The organism is Candidatus Alistipes pullistercoris, from assembly GCF_027665465.1.
GTDB lineage: Bacteria > Bacteroidota > Bacteroidia > Bacteroidales > Rikenellaceae > Alistipes_A > Alistipes_A hominis.
In genome coordinates this window covers 132,878-151,221 of the sequence record NZ_JAQDED010000002.1, presented here as the reverse complement: position 1 = coordinate 151,221, position 18,344 = coordinate 132,878, and the positions used below count along the sequence as shown (strand labels likewise).

Sequence of the window (18,344 nt, the reverse complement as noted above, 5' to 3'; positions counted from 1 at the left end):
TCTTCGGGGGCGGGGCAGTAAGGCATTTTTTTTGCGTGGGATTGAGTATTCAACCAATTACGCAATCGTTATGAATAATTCTGTTTCCGTTCCGTCCCGGACGGCGGGGGGCGATCCGGCCGCCTTTTCGAAACCTCCGGTCCGCGCCCGCATCGAGAAGGCGATCCGCAATCTGCTGAACGTGCTGGTGTTGTTGGGCAGCGTGCTGGTGATCGCTGCGCTGTCTTTCGAAGTTTTCCACGATTCGCAGCAGCTTTACTATAAGTCGTACATGAAAATACAGTTTTGGGTCTGTATCGTTTTTTTGATCGACTTTTTTTACCGGCTGTACCTGAGTCCGAAAAAGATGAGGTTCGTCTGGCGAAATTTCCTCTTATTCCTGGTCGCGATTCCCTACCTGCATCTGGTTCCCTATTTCCAGATGAACCCGGCTTCGGAGATTTCCTACATTTTCCGGTTGATGCCCTTGGTGCGCGGCGGATACGGGTTGGCTATTACGGTGGGGTGGATCACGCGCAGCAAACTGACCAGCCTGCTGGTTTCCTACATTCTGATTATCCTGTCGCTGACCTATTTCGCCAGTCTCGTATTTTTCATGCTGGAGCATCCGGTCAATCCTGCCGTCACTTCCTACGGCGAGGCTCTGTGGTGGGCTTTTATGAACGTCACCACCGTCGGGTCGAATATCTTCGCGAGGACGGGTACCGGCGAGGTGCTTTCCGTCGTGCTGGCCGCGTCGGGCATGATGCTGTTCCCGATTTTTACGGTATACATTACGAGCCGTTTTCAGTCGCATAAGCAGCAAGGCGGGCAATCCGGTGCGGATGAAGCCGGTTCCTGAGGTTTCCGGCCGAACGACGTTTCGGCCGGGTCATAATTTACGTTTTCCGATGTCGGATTTCGGGTCATATGCAGTATCTTTGCCGATATAATCGTTGTTTCATGTTCAAATTAAAAAAACAGATGAAAAGGATATTGTATTGTGCGATGGCGGCCGCTCTGTTCGTGGGAACGGTCGGCTGTGCGGACGAAAAGGAAGGGACGGACGATCCGACGGTGGACAATGCGGTGGACCCGGATTTGTACGACGTCGATCCGCAGCCGGAAACGGATCAGGAAGAGGTCAAAATGAATACGACGCTCTATTTCTTTTCCGATGCGGATGCGGCGACGGATAGTTGTTCGCTGAAAGACAATTTCGTATCGCGTTTCGCTTCCGCTCAGAAATGGGACGGCGTTTCGATTCCGTCGCAGGGAGACTGCCTGCTTTTCAACGTGGATGAAGCGTCTTCCATCGTAGGGAACGCGGCGGGACTGGACGCCCTGAAAAAGATGCACGAAGCGGGGGTGCTGTTGGTTATGGAAGGAGGTTCCGAAAAGGATTTCGAACGGGTTTGCCGCATGGTGGAGAATTATAATCCGTATGCGGTCGGAGATGCGGAAGAGGAGCCTAACGGCGGGGAACTGCCCCTGTGGATATGGACCGGTCCGCTACCCGGAGCGGCGAGCCTTGCGATGCTGCTCGAACCGACCGATACGGACGGCGATTTTACCGACGATTTCAGTCAGGGGGAGTTGTGCGATATGGCGCTGACCGAAATTAAAGATGCGCTGGCTGCTGTAAACGGAACAGCCGGAATGTCGGTCGCGAACGGGACCAAAAGCGGGGACGAGCAGAAAGAACTGACCCAACTGATGAATGCGACCAAATTCTATATTTACAAATCCCAGAAGATCGAGTCGAGCGACTACCGGAGTTCGAAAAAAGGATCGCATACGAATAACTACCAGGTGGAGTTCGACGTGTGGTATGCATTCAGCGAAGACGAACAGCGTAATTACTATTATATCCACGAGGAGATTTCCTGCCCGTTTAAAAATACGTACGTGGGAGTTTATAGTAAAAGCGTCAGCGGAATCGCCAAGGTATGCGAATGGTTCGGCCGGCAGGTGGACGTTACGTTCGAGCCGGTGAGCAATGCGAACGATGTGAAGATTCACCGCAGTTCGCCCACTTCCACGCAGTCGAGCCAGTCCTATACGTCCGGATTCTCCTGGAACCTGGGCGGGAACGTCTCCTATAAATTCGGAGGTGAGAGTGCCGGGGCTACGGTCGGGCTGAGCGGAGGAATTTCCGTGTCCAACAGCCATACCTACACGGTAAACGACGTAACGATTGCCGATAACGGGGATAACGGTTCGGAATGCAAGGCTTCGTGGTCTTTTATCCTGAGCGGCGTGCGCACGACTTACGCCCCGTTCTCTACGGCCTGTGTCAATATGTACGAAGGCAGCCTGACGGGGAGGACCAAACTTCAGGCCGGTACGGACTTTATTATTTCGACGCCGGTGAAAAGCCGGACTCCGCAGTTCAAAGGCACCCTGTCCGTGCAGCTTAAATCGAGTTGCGGAAAGATGGGGACAACCTGCTGGGAACGGACGAGGAATGCCGATCATTCGGAAACTTTTACTTTGCCTGCCGTGAAATAAGATTCTGTTCCGCAGATCCGAAAAAATGCGGGGAAGGTTATACGTTGCGTATAACCTTCCCCGCATTTCGATTCCGGAGCGGGGGCGCGCCGCTATTTTTTCAAATTCCGGATGTCTTCCGGTGTGATCTGCGTAAAGTCGTCGATCAGGATGTCGTAATCGGACAGGTCTTCGCGGCGGAAGGTCGAAGCGATGGCGACGACCGATTCTCCGGCGCTGCGGGCGGCCCGGATGCCTACCGGGGCGTCTTCGACCACGATGCATTCGCCGGGAGCGAGTTCCAGTTTTTTAGCTGCCAGCAGGTAGACCTCCGGATCGGGCTTGCCGCGGGTGATCATGTCGCCGTTGGCAATGGCGTCGAAGTATCCGGCGATTCCGCAACGGTCGAGCACGAAGTTGACGTTCGGCGTGTTGCCCGACGATCCTACGGCGGTTTTATACCCTTCTTTTTTCAGCGCTTTCAGGAAATCGACCAGTCCTTTGGCCGGAGCGATCGTGCGCTCGAAGATTTCGCGGTAGATGTTTTCCTTTTCGACGGCGATCTTTTTCCAGTCCGTCGTCTTGATTACCTCGGGCATCAGCCGTTCGAGGATCAGGTCGTTGGTCATGCCGAACGTAGGCATGAATTTTTCGCGGTCGAACGGAACCCCGTATTTCCTGCAAATGATTTCGAATGCCTCGATGTGTGCGTCGCGGTTGTCCACCAGAACGCCGTCCATGTCGAAAATTACTCCCTTGATCATAGCCTTCTTTGCTTATTGAATTTGCGGCAAAGATAATGTTTTTCCGGGTTTTGCCGGTTTCCCAGGACGGATTCCGGACTCCGGTTTGGGCATTGGCGGCGAAAAATGCTATCTTTGCGTATTCTTTATCCGCTGCCGCATGAGTGAAATTCCCGAAAAAACCATCGAGCGTCTGAGCGAATACCGCCGCACGCTGCTTGCTTGCCATAATCAGGGCATCACGCATATCTTTTCGCACGTACTTGCCGGTATTCATGGCATTACGGCCGTTCAGGTGCGGCGCGACCTGATGCTGATCGGCTTTTCGAGCGATACGAAAAAGGGTTACGACGTCGAGGTGCTGATCGATTTTATCAGCGGGATACTCGACAGTCCGAACGTTGTCAATATCGGGGTGCTCGGGATGGGGAATCTCGGACAGGCACTGACGAAATATTTCAACGGCCGCCGGTCGAAACTGCGGATCGTAGCGTCGTTCGACGTCGACGGGGATAAAGTGGGGCACGAGATCGACGGCATCCCGTGTTACGGCATGGAGAGTTTCGAAGAGCAGGTGCAGAAGTCCGACATCAAGATCGTGATCCTGTCGTCGCCGACGTCGATCGCGTCGGAACTGGTCGTGCCGATCATCAATGCCGGGATCAAGGGAGTGCTGAATTTCACTTCGATGCCGCTCAATTTCCCGCGCGGGATTTTTGTCGAAAATTACGATATCACGACCGTACTCGAAAAGGTCGCCTATTTTGTCAAGGAGGCCGAGGAAAGTACGGACGCTCAAAACTGAAAACGATCATCCGGATGCGTGTTTTTTACGGTTTCGAAAGGACGGACGCGATCCGTCGGCCGGTGGTGACGATCGGTTCTTACGACGGCGTGCACCGCGGTCACCGGACGATCCTCGCGCGGATCAATGCGCTGGCGGCCGAACGGGGCGGCGAAAGCGTGGTCGTTACGTTCCATCCGCATCCGCGTACGATCGTGGGCGGCGAACCGGTGATGTTGCTCAGTACGCTACCCGAAAAACTGAGTCTGCTGGAGTCTGTGGGAGTCGGCGCTACGGTCGTCGTGCCTTTCGACAAAGCGTTCAGCCGGCGCAGTCCGCGTGATTTCGTCTGCAACGACTTGGTCGGAAAACTGCATATGGATGCGTTGCTGGTCGGCTATAATCACCATCTGGGGCATAACAAGGAGGGCGACTACGATTCGCTTTCCGCATTGAGCGCCGAATGCGGTTTCGCGCTGGAACGGATGCCGTGTCAGCAGGTCGGCGAGAGCAAAGTCAGTTCGACGGCGATCCGCCGGATGATTCTTTCGGGCGATGTTTACCGTGCGGCGGATTATCTGGACGCTCCTTATTTTATCTGCGCCCGGCTTGAAGGGGACGGGGCGCTGTCCGGCGTGGAACCGGTCAAGCTGCTGCCTCCTGCGGGCGAGTATCCGGTGTTTTGCCGGCCGAAAGAGTTTTCGGAGGCCGGTTTTGCGGCCCGCCTGGCCGTTTCGGCCGACCGTCGGTTGCGTCTCGACCGGACTGACGGGGTGCCGGCTTCGGCTGCCGTAGCCATCGAATTCCGGTAAAAAGTTGGGTCGCGTAGTGTGGATTTTAGCGGATATTTATTAATTTTGCACAAATTTACTTGGATGTATCGAAATTACCGGTCGGCGATAAGCCCGCCGGACGTTGCGTTATATACCGAATAAGCGAGCCGAAATTATTTATTTAAACAGATCATACCATGCCGTTCCTAACAGACAGAGTACAGACAGAAGGATTGACTTTCGACGATGTGTTGCTCATCCCGGGCTATTCGGAAGTTCTTCCCCGTGAAGTCAGCATTGCTTCGCGTTTTTCGCGCAACGTTCAGATCAATACGCCGATCATTTCGGCGGCTATGGACACGGTGACCGAGGCCGATATGGCGATCGCGATCGCCCGGGCAGGCGGTATCGGCGTGATCCACAAGAATATGACTATTGCCGAACAGGCAGCCCAGGTGCGCAAGGTGAAGCGCGCCGAAAATGGCATGATCTACGATCCGATCACCATCGGCAAGGATAATACCGTGGGGGATGCGCTGGTGCTGATGAAGGAGAACCGGATCGGGGGTATCCCGGTCGTGATGCCGGACAACACCCTGATCGGGATCGTTACCAACCGCGACCTGCGCTTCCAGCGCGACATGTCGCGCCGGATCGAGGAGGTGATGACCAAGGACAATCTGATCACCACGCACAATCCCGATCTACAGACCGCTTCGGACATCCTGTTGCAAAACAAAATCGAGAAATTGCCGGTCGTGGACGACAACAACCGCCTGATCGGGTTGCTGACCTACAAGGATATTACGAAGGTGCAGGCCAACCCGAATGCGGCCAAGGACGATAAAGGGCGTTTGCGCGTAGCCGCCGGCGTCGGGGTTACCTACAACACGATGGAGCGTGTGGCCGCGCTGTACGAGGCGCAGGTGGACGCCATCGTAATCGATACGGCGCACGGACATTCGATCCATGTGATCGAAATGTTGAAAAGGGTGAAAAAGGAGTACCCCGACCTGGATGTCGTGGTGGGAAATATCGCTACGGGCGAGGCTGCGAAGATGCTGGTTGCCGCCGGAGCCTCCGGCGTGAAGGTCGGAATCGGCCCGGGGTCGATCTGTACCACGCGCGTGATTGCCGGGGTGGGGGTTCCGCAGCTTTCGGCGATTTACGACGTCGCCAAGGCCGTTGCCGGTACGGGCGTTCCGGTGATCGCCGACGGCGGGCTGCGCTATTCGGGCGATATCGTCAAGGCGTTGGCCGCCGGGGCCGATGCGGTGATGGCCGGATCGTTGCTGGCGGGCGTCGAGGAGTCGCCCGGCGAGACGATCATCTACAACGGACGTAAATTCAAGGCTTATCGCGGCATGGGTTCGCTCGAGGCAATGCAGCAGGGATCGAAAGACCGTTATTTCCAGGACATGGAGGACGATATCAAAAAGTTGGTTCCGGAAGGGATCGCCGCCCGCGTACCGTATAAGGGAACTTTGGCCGAAGTGGTCTACCAGATGATCGGCGGTCTGCGCGCCGGCATGGGGTATTGCGGCGCAAAAGACATCGCGACGCTGAAAACGGCTCGCTTCATCCGGATCACCAACTCGGGAATGCTCGAAAGCCATCCGCACGACGTGAGCATCACCCGCGAGGCTCCGAATTACAGCCGGGGCGAATAACGATTGTGAAACCGAAAGCGCCTCGTTGCAGAGGCGCTTTTTATTTTTATAACCGATGCGATTATGATTACGAGGGACGTTCAGATACGGGTACGCTATTACGAGACCGATTGCATGGGAATCGTACACCATTCGAATTATATCCGTTATTACGAAGTGGCGCGGACCGAAATGCTGCGCGAGTTCGGGACGACTTACCGGCAGATGGAACGGGACGGGGTGATGCTGCCGGTGCTCGACGTGCACAGCAGCTACGGGGCTCCCGCCTACGACGATGATCTGCTGACCGTGCGGGTCACGCTGGCCGAACTGCCTAAGGTGCGGATGCGTTTCGATTTCGAGATTTACCGGGAAAACGGCGAGCGGATCAATACCGGTTCGGTGACGCTCGCCTTTATGAACAGCGCCACGCGCCGCGCCTGCCGTGCCCCGCAGTCGTTTTTGAAATTGTTGGAGCCTTATTTTTGATTTCGCAAGCTTGCGCCGGCTTGTAAAACGGGGCGGTTCCGGTTTCCGATTAGTCCTGCCTGCCGGCGGTTAAGGGATTCGTTCTTCTCCGAGTTCCATTTTCAGCCGAATCATGTGCCGGCATTCGATGCCGTTTTCGATGATTTTTTCACGGTAGTGTCTGCTGAAAAAATCTTTGTCGATCGAATCGATCGAGAATCCGCAGCGTTGGTAGAGGGCCAGTTGCGCGATTCCGGAGTTGCCCGTTCCCACTTCCAGGACGGTACATCCTGCGTTGCGGGCCGTCTCTACGGCATGCCGGATCAGGCGCTTCCCGACCCCGCGGCCCTGGCAGGACTCCTCGACGGCGAGGTTGACCAGTTCCATCGTAAAAGGGCGCGTGCGTAGCAGTACCGATACGCCTATGATTTTTCCCGATTCCCAGGCGCCGAAGCAGACGCCCCGGGCGGTATAGTCCGCCACCGCTTCCCGCGACGGATCGGCCGTGTACAACAGTTTCCAGGGAAAGGGTTCTCTCGGATTGAGTTGTCGTATTTCGATCATAACCTGTGTTTTTCTTTGCAATAAAGATAAGTATTCGGTTTTGATTTTCGCTTTTATTTCGGTAATATTGTAAGCTCCGTTTACGGATCTAACTTAATCTGATATGATGAAACGATTCATTTTGGCCGCGTTGTCGCTGGTCGTGGCGCATGGTTTTTCTTTGGCGCAGGATCAGTCTAACCTGAGCTATCCGTCCGATCCCGACACGCAGGTACAACCCGGCGTTCCGCAGGGCGAAGTATTGCATTTCACGCTCGACGATTCGAAGATTTATCCCGGCACCCAACGCGAATATTGGGTCTATGTGCCGGCTCAGTACGATCCGGCTCAACCCGCCTGCTTGTTTTTCGATCTGGACGGCGTGCAGTTCAATGCGCCGGTCGTATTCGATAACCTGATTCACAAAAAAGAGATTCCGGTGACGATCGGCGTTTTCGTCGGTTCCGGGACTGTAATCGATAGCGCCGGTTTTCCCGTGCGTTATAACCGCAGCTTCGAGTTCGACGCCGTCAACGACGATTTCGTCCGGTTCATCGAAACCGAACTGCTGCCCGACGTCGAACTTAAAAAGGCTTCGGACGGTCGGCCGATCCGGATCTCCAAAAACGGAAAGGACCGCGCCATCGCCGGATGCAGCAGCGGAGGGATCGGGGCCTTCACGGCGGCGTGGGAACGTCCCGACCTATTCAGCCGCGTATACAGTTGCATCGGTACGTTCGTCGGGATGCGCGGCGGGGATCGCTATCCGGTGCTGATCCGCAAAACGGAGCCCAAGCCGATCCGCGTTTTCCTGCAGGACGGGTCGAAAGATACGTGGAACCCGCTGTTCGGCAGTTGGTTCAAAGGGAACCTCGATATGGAGGCGGCGCTCAGCTTTGCCGGTTACGAAGTGGGACATGCGTGGGGCGAAGGCGGTCACGACGGCGTGCAGGGCACGGCGATTTTCCCGGACGTGATCCGCTGGCTGTGGCGCGGCTGGCCGAATCCGGTCGGCGGGGGGCAGTCCGGCAACGATATGCAGCGCAGCATACTGATCCCTGGGGAAACGTGGGTTTCGATCGATTCGTCGTATCGTTCGGTGAAGGCCGTGGCTGCCGACCGGCAGGGCGATGTTTATTTCAGCGATTCGCTTTCCCGGAGCGTTTGCCGTTTGGATTCGGCGGGGACGGTTGTGCCTTTTGTTGCGGACGCCGCTCCCTGCGACGGTTTGGCGGTAGCGAAGGACGGACGATTATTGGCTTTCGGCAGCGGTAAAACCGGGATTACGGCTTACGGCCCGGAGGGAAAGCCGTCGCAAATGTTGAAGAAAATCCGCCCGTCCGGTCTGTTTGCCGTCGGCGACGGAAATTTGTATGTTGCTGAAGCGGGCGCGGGGAGAGAGCCGGGCGGAACGATCGGTCTGTTGCGCGCCGACGGCGATTGGGGAAAGGTCGCCGACGGTTTGAATGCCCCGTCCGCCCTGGCGATGTCTCCCGACCGGAAGTTGCTTTTTGCCTGCGACCGGCAGTCTCACTGGATATACGGCTATCTGGTCGGCCCGGACGGGTCGTTGCGTTACGGCCAGCGTTTTTACTGGCTGCACGTGTCCGAAAGCAACGACGGGACGCCCGACAGCAGCGGAGCCTCGGCGATGGCGGTCGACCGGGACGGGAACCTCTATGTGGCTACCCGGATGGGGGTACAGGTGGCCGACCGTAACGGGCGGGTGCGTGCGATCCTGACGCTGCCCGAAGGCGGAGTCACGTCCCTTTGTTTCGGCGGAGCCGATTTCGATACCTTATATATCGTTTGCGACGGCCGGCTTTATAAACGGAAGATGAAATTGCCGGGCGTACCGCCGTTGGCGGAACCTTTCGAGCTGTCCCCCGGCGGCGCGGGTTAAGTAGCTGCTGCGATCTCGGGACGTCACACGGTTCCGGGATTGCCGCAACAGGCGTACAGCAATTTTCGGACATCGTTCAACTGCCCGTCGTATTCGCGCTGGAGTTCCAGAGTCCGGTTTCGGAGCGTGGCCAGTTTTACGGAAAGCCCGATCCAGGATGTGATCGTGCGTACCAGTTGGTGACGGTCGGGAGCGGAAAAGCTTTCCTGAATCATGAACTGGATGCAATGACGGTTCCCGATGTTTTTAGGCCCGGACGCAGTATGTTCGTTCAGGTGCGCCATGAGTTTCACCGTGCCGTGAAGCAACGAGTGCAATTCCCACAGCCATTCGGTTTCCGATTGGGGATTGTCGGGAGGCGTGCAGAAGCGGTGCGCGAGATCGAGATAGTGTTTTTTCAGGGTATTTAGGCCGGGTTCCCCGTTTTCCTGTTCAGCCGGATTTTTGCTTTTCGTTGAGTCCATGACGATCAAGCGTTTAGTGACAGGCGGGAATATAAAAAAAGACGGTCCCACCTTTCCCGTTGAACTCCACCTGAAGGCAGTGGGTGCATTAACACTCCACACGGGGGTACGGGACCGCCGTATGAAGCATACGGGCGCAGAAAGCGCCCTGTACGAGAAGCGGCAGGTTCCCCTGCCTTCAGTATGGAGTTCACTACAAATGTATAAAAAATCCGCGTAACAGAAAAGCGCGGGTCCGTTTGCCGTCTTCGTAACTCGCGGGCATCCAGTCGACTCGTTTGTCAGATTCCGTGTCGTTTGCTCCGGTTTGTCAGTCGGAGTGCGGGCATTCTTCTGACAATCTGTCAGGCTTTCGGTGCTGGCACATTAATTGATTCGGTTTTGTTCGTAAAAACGAATACTGTTTAAAACGATAAAAGCTATGCAAAACGGGAAAATTGGAGTTACAACGGAAAATATCTTTCCGATTATTAAAAAATTTCTCTATTCCGATCATGAAATTTTTCTGCGCGAGTTGGTTTCGAACGGCGTAGACGCCACCCAGAAGTTGAAAGCGCTCGCATCGATGGGCGAATTCAAAGGGGAACTGGGCGATTTGACGGTCCGCGTATCGCTCGATACCGACAAACGGATACTGACGATTTCCGATTCGGGGATCGGCATGACGGCCGAAGAGATCGACAAATATATCAACCAGATCGCTTTTTCGGGCGCCGAAGAATTTTTGGAAAAATATAAAAACCAGACGATTATAGGGCATTTCGGATTGGGGTTCTATTCCGCTTTCATGGTTTCCGACAAGGTCGAGATCGTGACTCGTTCTTACAAGGAGGGTTCCAAAACGATGCACTGGACCTGCGACGGATCGCCCGAATACACGATGGAGGAGGCTTCTACGGAACGTAGTCGCGGTACGGACGTCATCCTGCACCTGAGCGAAGACAGCAAAGAATTCGCCGACAAGGCGCGGATCCGGGAGATACTGAAGAAATATTGCAGCTTCCTGCCCGTGCCGATCGCTTTCGGCAAAAAACAGGAGTGGAAAGACGGTAAATACGTGGATACCGACCAGGACGACATTGTCAACGCGACCGATCCGTTGTGGACGAAAAAGCCGACCGACATTACCGAGGAGGATTACATGGAGTTTTACCGGACGCTCTATCCGATGGCCGAGGATCCGTTGTTCTACATTCACCTGAACATCGACTATCCGTTCAACCTGACCGGTATCCTCTATTTCCCGAAGATACGGAACAATTTCGAGATTCAGAAGAACAAAATACAACTCTATTCGAATCAGGTGTTCGTGACCGATTCGGTCGAAGGGATCGTGCCGGAGTTCCTGACCCTGCTGCACGGCGTGATCGACTCGCCGGACATCCCGCTGAACGTATCGCGAAGTTACCTGCAGAGCGACTCGAACGTTAAGAAGATTTCGAGTTACATTACGCGGAAAGTGGCCGACCGCCTGAGCGAACTTTTCGCGCAGCACCGCGAAGAGTTCCAGAAAAAGTGGGACGATCTGAAGATATTCATTCAGTACGGAATCATCACCGACGAAAAGTTCGCCGAAAAAGCGGCCGATTTCGTGCTGCTGAAAAATACGGAGGGCAAATACTTCACGCTGTCCGAGTATGCCGCGCTGGTCAAGGAAAATCAGACCGACAAGAACGGCAACGTGATTTACCTCTATACGAACGATCCGGTATCGCAGAATTCGTTCGTCGGCGCCGCGCGCGACAAAGGGTACGACGTGCTGGTGATGGACGGACAGTTGGATACCCATTTCATCGGTTGGTTCGAGAATAAGAATCAGGGGACGCGTTTTGTGCGGGTCGATGCCGACGTGGTCGACAAGCTGATCGAGAAGGAGAACAACCTGAAGATGGCGCTCAGTTCCGCCCAGCAGGATTTGTTGCGTCCGGTATTCGAAGCGCAATTGCCCGCCGAGGACAAGATCCGTTACACCGTGTCGTTCGAGCCGATGGCCGAAAACCAGATGCCGGTGATGATTACTCAGAACGAGTTCATGCGTCGTATGAAAGATATGGCTGCGATGGGAGGATCCGGGATGCAGTTCTACGGCCAGTTGCCCGATAACTTCAACGTGGTAATCAACGGCAATCATCCGCTGGTGGCGGAGATACTGGGCGAAGTCGAGGCCAGCTACGGCGACAAGCTCAAGACGACCAATAAAAAATTGGATGCGGCGATCGCCGAGCAGCGCAGTTTCGAAGAGTTGGTCAAAGACAAGAAGGCGGAAGATTTTTCGCAGGAAGAAAAAGACAAGCAACAGGAGGTCGATAAGAAAGTGGAAGACCTGCGCCGCCAGCGTACCGAGCGCCTGACCGAGATCGGCCGCGAGAACAAACTGGTCAAGCAGGTAGTCGATCTGGCGTTGTTGTCCAACAGTATGCTGAAAGGGGAGAATCTGACCAACTTTATCCGTCGCAGCGTGGAACTGATCGGGAAATAGGTTTTTCGCATTTTCGTTATGTAAAAGCCCGTATTTTGGTGGTGGACTATGTTTTCTTCATCGAATCCGAGGGAACAAAGAGGAACTCTCGCGGCGGACTGAGGGAGTTGTAAAATTCCATTCGTTCTACCAAGTGGTCAAGAAAGCCTCGAAAAAGAACGTTCCGGGGACGGATGTGGACGTATTCATCTGCACCAACGACAAGTTCCGGGAAGCGGAAACCACGCCGAGTACGGTCTCTATGGATTGCTGCGGGCTATGGACTCCATGGCCCGCAGCCTGATTTCGAAATCGGAGAGCTACTACCTCGACCTGTTCCTGTTCTGCTTCTATTACGGGGGTATGGCGCCTATCGACACGGCCTAATCCCGTCATGCGCCTGACACCCGAACAGCAATTCGTGTGTCTTTGTGATTTCGATTTGCTGGAACTGCACAGCAAAGATAAGTAGCATCGGTTCTACCGCGAAGTGTTGAGCCATGCTGACGGCTGGCGGACGGACACTATCACAATACATACAGCGATCTAATCGGCGGGATCACGTTCCCGTATGCTCGATATTTGGCAAATCCTTGTAAGCAAACTTGCCCGTGATAAATTTATAGCTGATATGTTCGTCTTGCTAAAATGAGCAGCGTTTTTTGATTTTTAGAGCGATATAATTTATTTTTGTCTTACCCAAAATAGCGCGTACAGTCATGGTGCCGTGCAAAATGGACTGCATGTATCGTATAATAAAAAAGCAATCGGAGTAATGCAAAAGAAGCTGCTTTTATCTGTCAGACATATTGTTTTCATATTTGCCGGACTAAGTTTTTCTTTCACTTCGCAGGTGGCTGAAGCCAGGGAGCACCGCTTGCTCATCATCAACTCCTATAATGAGGCGGCTCCGTGGAGCCAAGAACTGATCACCCCGATCGCATTGCTGACCGCCCGGACGGATGGCGTGCGTGCCGATATCATCCATATGAACGGTACGTTCATCCGTAACGAGTCGATGTACCGTCAGGTTGAGAATGGTATATTTCAGCGTTTCGAGGATCGAAAACCCGACTATCTGGTACTGATCGGCAACATGTCCTTTACTCTAAGGGAGCGCATCGTGAAGGAATGGGGCGATATTCCGATGGTGTTGATTTCCAAAACTAAAGTATGCGGTCCGCAGGAATTTTATATAACGGGCGAAACATCCGATGTATCGGACGATATGCTTAAACCGTTGATCGACCTGCAAGGCAAATACAATTTCACAATGATCGAAGTGCCTGATTTGTACAGGGAGACGATCGATATGATGGTGAGGATGTTGCCCGGAATGCGCAAGGTGGTGTTCATGGCCGATGAATTTTACTTGAACCGCTACCTAAACGGGCTTATCCGCCAGTATATAAAGGAGACCTACCCTGACCTGGGGTACGAATGGCTCGTAGGCAATGAGCACAATAGTGATCTTATGCGGCAGTATCTGAACGACCGTGATCCTTCGGTTGGGCTATTGCTTTCTACCTGGTTCTACGAACGCATCAATGTGCATGGGTTTCCAATGCTGATCTCGGGTGATGCCCGGATGATCTCGGCAGCTAAACGTCCGGTTTTCGCTCTCCGGAGCGCTTATTTGAGTAACGGCATTGACGGCGGGTATTTCCCCGATCCGCAGCAGACTCAGGCAGCCGTCATGAATGCCGTCAACCAAATGTTGGATGGCGTACCTATGCGCACGGTTCCTTTCGCCTATGCAACAGAGGCGTTCCCCATCGTCAATTACCCCAAGCTCGTTCGGGATGAGATCCCTGTGGACAGATGCCCCGAGAGTACGGTGTTTCTTGATAAACCCAAAACATTCTGGCAATTATACAGTTGGTACATCATCGTAGCACTTGTCATTTTTGTAGCGACGATCATTATCGCTATCCTCAATACGGTATTCCAACGCAAAAAGATGGCTCTTTTCAGAACGCATGCCAACCTGGTCGAGCATATGCCGATCGCCTATACGCAGGCCACCGTGTGTTACGGGGCCGACGGACGTGTTGCTGACATCGAGTATCATTCGGGAAACGAGGCCTTTGCCAGTCTGGTCCGGCAAAATGTCCTGCCGGGCGCTTCCTATAAACTGTTCGCTCCTGAATATATTTCGAACATGGCCGAGACCGCTCTGAGGAACCGTTTCCCCGTTACTTTTTCACACTACTTCAAACAGACCGACACTTATTACGAGTTTTTGATGTATCTCTCGGAGAGAGATCGGGAGATGGATATTTTCGCTATCGATATCACGGCCAAAAGTAAGGCGGCCAATGAGTTGAGGGAGTTTGCGGAGAAACTGGACATTACCCTGAGCGTGGCCCATATTATTCCGTGGCGTTGGGATCTGGAGAGCCATAAAATCGCTTGCGAGGCTCAGCGCATATTGAGGCACATGAACTTTACCGCACAACGCGGATCGACCCACCTGGTCCACATTATCGAGGATGCCGAGTATTTCGAGCGCATCCATCCCGACGACGCGGCGCACATAAAACAGACCTACCGCGATTTTTTGGACGGGAAGCTCAAGTACATCAAGACTGAGTTCCGGGTGGTTACCGACAAGAACGGACAATCGCGCACCGACTGGCTGGAAGTACATGCTGCCGTAGTTGAAAGTGACGACCGGGGACGGGCGAAAGCGCTTATCGGCTCACTATTGCTGATCACCGAGCGCAAAAAACAGGAGCAGACACTTGTTGCGGCCAAAGAGAAGGCCCGAGAGTCAGACCGCTTGAAGTCGGCGTTTCTGGCCAATATGAGTCACGAGATCCGCACACCGCTTAACGCCATCGTCGGATTCTCAAGCCTGCTGCTCACCACCGAGGACGAACAGGAGAAACAGCAGTTTGTGAACATTATCGAGAACAATAACCAGTTGCTGTTGCAGTTGATCGGCGACGTACTCGATCTGGCTAAGGTCGAATCCAATACGCTCGACTTCATATACAGGGCTACGGACCTCAACGATCTGATCCGTACGATAGACAGTACGGAGCGTCTGCGCTTGCAGCCCGAAGTCGTACTCAACTTTATGCTTGGTGCGACCGATTGTGTCGTCCGTACCGAACCCAACCGTTTGTCGCAGGTGTTGATCAACCTGATCTCCAATGCCCGAAAGTTCACAAAGAGCGGAAGCATTGTTTTCGGATACGAATTGCGCGGAGACGAGATTTACTTTTTCGTGAAAGACACCGGCATGGGGATCTCTCCTGAGGGCCAGACCCGACTTTTCCAGCGTTTCGTCAAACTGAACGATTTCATGCCGGGCAATGGACTTGGACTCTCTATCTGCAAAGGAATCGTCGAGAAGATGAACGGGTCGATAGGCGTCGAATCTGCGGGTGAGGGCAAAGGCTCTACATTTTGGTTTAAAATTCCGTATCTGCCCGCCAAGATCGTAAAGGCGGAACAAGTCGTTGTGGAGACTCCGAAAGTTCCACTGGGGAGGAAGAACATCACGATCCTTGTTGCCGAGGACTGTGAAAGCAACTTCCTGCTGTTCCAATCCATCCTGAAAACGGAATACAAACTCATCCACGCTTGGAACGGACGCGAAGCGGTGGCACTCTGCCGGGAGCACAGTCCCCAGTTGATCATCATGGATATCAATATGCCGAACATGGACGGTTACGAAGCTACCCGGGAGATCCGTAAATTTTCCAAGACGGTTCCCATCATCGCCGTGACGGCTTATGCGTTCGCATCGGATAAGGAAAAAATCCTCAAAAACGGTTTCAACGGTTATGTCGCTAAGCCGATCAATCCGACAAAATTGGGGATTGAGATACGAACTATGCTCAACAAGAACTTTACGCTAATTTGACCACGGGAACATATCGACCGAACATTCGGGGTGCTTTAATAGCTACAACTGTAACATCCTATAAAAGAGAGAAAACATGAAGTATTGTTTACTATTACTGTTTCTATTCGCAACAACAGCACCGTTACGTGCAGCGGCCCTTGTTGAAGGACGCATCTATTTGAAAAACGGATCGGTCGTCGAATGTACGGGCGACGACCGATTGCAACTCCCCCAAAAATCCGGCAAACTGAAAATATTTCGAGACGCTTTCCGGAAAACTAAAACCAAAGATGTATTGCCGGCCGGAGATATAGACTCGGTGATTTGCTGGCATGCCAAGACCCCGGAACACGTCCGCAAGTTGGTTTGGGCGTCCGATCCGGGCTGGATGTGGGTTTACGTCGAGACGCCGCATATTAGGGCCTGCATTTATTCGAAAAAAGGTTACTGTGTCGACACGAACGGCGGTATGCTGGTTCGGCAGAGAAGCGGATGGTTCAGTAGCTCGCGTGTGGCCTATTTCCTTCAGAAACATGACGAAAGTGAATTTCAAAACATTGGCAGTACATACCGCCGTTCGAAAGACGTTTTCCGCGAACGCATCGCCCGTTATATAGACGACGATCCCGAACTTGCCGAGCGCATACGCCGATCGAATGCCTACCGGGACAAAACGATTCTTATGCTGCGAGACTACGATCCGACTAAATATTAACCCCTAAAATAAAGCATATGAAACAGTTTTTACTTTTCGCTGCCACCGTGCTGGTCACGTTGGGCACAATCAGTCAGGCACAGGCCAAGAAGCCGGAAGATCAGGAGTTCCGCCGGGTAATAGTAACCCTTACATCCGGCGAGAAAGTCGACGGTTACCTGCAGCGCAGTTGGCACGCCGAATCCTCCGTACTGAAAAAGGAAAATTACTCGTTCAAGCTCGCCAAGACACCCGACGACAAGGAGCCGGTCAAGTACACGGCCGACGAGGTCGAAAGCATCGAATACGTCGAGAAGACCGAAGCCCATCCGGACGGCATCCGCTGGGAAGCCCTCGATATCGCTTCTCCCGGACTCAAGGACCGTTATCGCACATTCCGCAGGTTGGTCTGCCTGAACAAAGCCAGCCAGAACGCCACTACCTATTGGTGGAAGATATGGACAACAGAGCGGGTCGGCAATATCGACCGCCGGGTGTTGAAGACCGTATACGGCATCCGTTTCCACGACGATCCCGACCGGACCGTTTATCCGTATATGTTGGTCAACACCATGCTGGTGGAAAAACAGCATCCCGGATTGCAGAAGTTCTGCAAAACATGGTTCAAAGGCTCCGAAGGCAAGGTGCGCAAAAAAGAGGCTAAAGAGAACGACGCGTGGATGTTGGATATGTACGACGCTTACCTCGCCGCCCAGGCGGACAAATAAGTCGGCATTCAGAGACAGAGTGAATATACGAAGATTATTTCATTGCGAAAGCCTCTTTCCTACCAGGGAAAGAGGCTTTCGTTAGATAACAGGATTTATATCTTCAATAGTTTTTAATCTTAATTATCCAGTACCGCATCCGCAGGCTTCCGTTTACAAAGCTCGTCGTAGCGGGATACCGTCAGCTCGAAATCGGTAATGTCGAAGTCGAGCACTTTCCACCAGTAGCGGAACGAGAGCCCGGTCTCCTGCGAGGGCCGTTTGATCTTGCATAGCTTATTTATCGCCTCGGCCCGCAGGTTATACAGCCGTGCCGTATCCTTCAGTGGGGGATGGATTCCTTTGAGCCGCATCGACGCATCGAATACCAGCACTTTGTAGTTCTTCGGCTCGCGTTTGCGACGCTTCCCATCCGGCTCGATCGTCGTCGCCGGACTGGCTTTGGATTTACGCCCCTGCCGCCGTGGCTCTAATTTCCCAGGAAATCATACCTTACGGCCCTGCGGTCCGTTACGCTTACCGACAGATCGGCCTCTATCGGTTTTCCACCGTCGTCTTTCAGTCCGATCTCGACGCGCACCTTTTCCCGTTTGCCGTTCCGGTCGAACAGTTCGTAGTCGGCTTCCGCGTCGCGTATGGGTCGTCCGTCCGCATCGGCGAACCGCACGATTGCCTGAGCGGAAGTATAGGTTATGTCGGTTCGTATGCGGTCTGAACGGGTATTTCCCACGTTGATGTTGCGCCGGAAGAAGAATGCGGGCTCGAAGTTCAGCATCCATCCGGTATACGCCCTGAGGGTGTACTCTCCCGCG

The 18,344-nt window shown here is 53.7% G+C and carries 16 protein-coding genes; 11 read left to right on the top strand and 5 right to left on the bottom strand.

Annotation, left to right across the window (positions count from 1 at the left end):
• The first annotated feature begins 70 nt into the window (after nucleotides 1-70).
• Both PGR91_RS03995 and PGR91_RS03990 read left to right on the top strand, forming a co-directional pair.
• Nucleotides 71-841 (top strand): potassium channel family protein, encoded by a 771-nt coding sequence (locus tag PGR91_RS03995; RefSeq protein ID WP_118656960.1) that lies wholly within the window; start codon nucleotides 71-73, stop codon nucleotides 839-841.
• 122 nt (nucleotides 842-963) lie between these two features.
• Nucleotides 964-2,490: a hypothetical protein gene (locus tag PGR91_RS03990; RefSeq protein WP_147387408.1), complete on the top strand. Its 1,527-nt coding sequence runs from the start codon at nucleotides 964-966 to the stop codon at nucleotides 2,488-2,490.
• A 92-nt stretch (nucleotides 2,491-2,582) separates the two neighbouring features.
• Here the strand turns inward: PGR91_RS03990 and PGR91_RS03985 are convergent, their stop codons facing one another.
• Nucleotides 2,583-3,233 carry an HAD family hydrolase gene (locus PGR91_RS03985; protein ID WP_055205552.1) on the bottom strand — a complete coding sequence of 217 codons (651 nt, stop codon included), beginning with the start codon at nucleotides 3,231-3,233 and terminating at the stop codon, nucleotides 2,583-2,585.
• 139 nt (nucleotides 3,234-3,372) lie between these two features.
• On the opposite strand from PGR91_RS03985, the gene PGR91_RS03980 reads away from it, so the two are divergent.
• The 4 genes from PGR91_RS03980 to PGR91_RS03965 all read left to right on the top strand — a co-directional run bounded on the left by PGR91_RS03980 (nucleotide 3,373) and on the right by PGR91_RS03965 (nucleotide 6,907).
• Complete coding sequence (locus tag PGR91_RS03980; RefSeq protein WP_055205553.1) at nucleotides 3,373-4,017, top strand: redox-sensing transcriptional repressor Rex; 645 nt, start codon at nucleotides 3,373-3,375, stop codon at nucleotides 4,015-4,017.
• 14 nt (nucleotides 4,018-4,031) lie between these two features.
• Entirely contained in the window at nucleotides 4,032-4,808 is a 777-nt protein-coding gene (locus tag PGR91_RS03975) for a hypothetical protein (protein ID WP_055205554.1), read from the top strand.
• Between the two features lie 158 nt (nucleotides 4,809-4,966).
• The gene (guaB, locus tag PGR91_RS03970) at nucleotides 4,967-6,439 is read left to right on the top strand and encodes an IMP dehydrogenase (RefSeq protein ID WP_055205555.1); all 1,473 of its coding nucleotides are present in this window, start codon (nucleotides 4,967-4,969) and stop codon (nucleotides 6,437-6,439) included.
• 63 nt (nucleotides 6,440-6,502) lie between these two features.
• Nucleotides 6,503-6,907, top strand: coding sequence for an acyl-CoA thioesterase (locus PGR91_RS03965; protein WP_118656964.1), 405 nt, complete (start codon nucleotides 6,503-6,505; stop codon nucleotides 6,905-6,907).
• A gap of 69 nt (nucleotides 6,908-6,976) precedes the next feature.
• On the opposite strand, the gene PGR91_RS03960 is transcribed toward PGR91_RS03965, so the two are convergent.
• The gene (locus tag PGR91_RS03960; protein ID WP_055205557.1) at nucleotides 6,977-7,450 is read right to left on the bottom strand and encodes a GNAT family N-acetyltransferase; all 474 of its coding nucleotides are present in this window, start codon (nucleotides 7,448-7,450) and stop codon (nucleotides 6,977-6,979) included.
• A 103-nt stretch (nucleotides 7,451-7,553) separates the two neighbouring features.
• Between PGR91_RS03960 and PGR91_RS03955 the strand changes: the two genes are divergently transcribed.
• A complete protein-coding gene (locus tag PGR91_RS03955) occupies nucleotides 7,554-9,332 on the top strand; it encodes an SMP-30/gluconolactonase/LRE family protein (RefSeq protein ID WP_220452163.1) in 1,779 nt (592 codons plus the stop codon).
• 23 nt (nucleotides 9,333-9,355) lie between these two features.
• On the opposite strand, the gene PGR91_RS03950 is transcribed toward PGR91_RS03955, so the two are convergent.
• A complete protein-coding gene (locus PGR91_RS03950) occupies nucleotides 9,356-9,796 on the bottom strand; it encodes a hypothetical protein (protein ID WP_055205559.1) in 441 nt (146 codons plus the stop codon).
• A gap of 421 nt (nucleotides 9,797-10,217) precedes the next feature.
• On the opposite strand from PGR91_RS03950, the gene htpG reads away from it, so the two are divergent.
• The 4 genes from htpG (at nucleotide 10,218) to PGR91_RS03930 (ending at nucleotide 17,532) form a co-directional block, all read left to right on the top strand.
• Nucleotides 10,218-12,275 carry a molecular chaperone HtpG gene (htpG, locus tag PGR91_RS03945; protein WP_118656966.1) on the top strand — a complete coding sequence of 686 codons (2,058 nt, stop codon included), beginning with the start codon at nucleotides 10,218-10,220 and terminating at the stop codon, nucleotides 12,273-12,275.
• An 832-nt stretch (nucleotides 12,276-13,107) separates the two neighbouring features.
• Nucleotides 13,108-16,128, top strand: a complete 3,021-nt coding sequence (locus tag PGR91_RS03940; RefSeq protein WP_228385767.1) for a response regulator — start codon at nucleotides 13,108-13,110, stop codon at nucleotides 16,126-16,128.
• 277 nt (nucleotides 16,129-16,405) lie between these two features.
• Nucleotides 16,406-16,825, top strand: coding sequence for a hypothetical protein (locus PGR91_RS03935; RefSeq protein ID WP_228385768.1), 420 nt, complete (start codon nucleotides 16,406-16,408; stop codon nucleotides 16,823-16,825).
• A 17-nt stretch (nucleotides 16,826-16,842) separates the two neighbouring features.
• Nucleotides 16,843-17,532 carry a hypothetical protein gene (locus tag PGR91_RS03930; protein ID WP_101570949.1) on the top strand — a complete coding sequence of 230 codons (690 nt, stop codon included), beginning with the start codon at nucleotides 16,843-16,845 and terminating at the stop codon, nucleotides 17,530-17,532.
• Nucleotides 17,533-17,651: 119 nt separating this feature from the next.
• On the opposite strand, the gene PGR91_RS03925 is transcribed toward PGR91_RS03930, so the two are convergent.
• Nucleotides 17,652-17,906 carry a hypothetical protein gene (locus PGR91_RS03925; protein WP_118656972.1) on the bottom strand — a complete coding sequence of 85 codons (255 nt, stop codon included), beginning with the start codon at nucleotides 17,904-17,906 and terminating at the stop codon, nucleotides 17,652-17,654.
• Between the two features lie 95 nt (nucleotides 17,907-18,001).
• The gene (locus PGR91_RS03920; RefSeq protein ID WP_118656974.1) at nucleotides 18,002-18,307 is read right to left on the bottom strand and encodes a hypothetical protein; all 306 of its coding nucleotides are present in this window, start codon (nucleotides 18,305-18,307) and stop codon (nucleotides 18,002-18,004) included.
• Nucleotides 18,308-18,344: the final 37 nt, after the last annotated feature.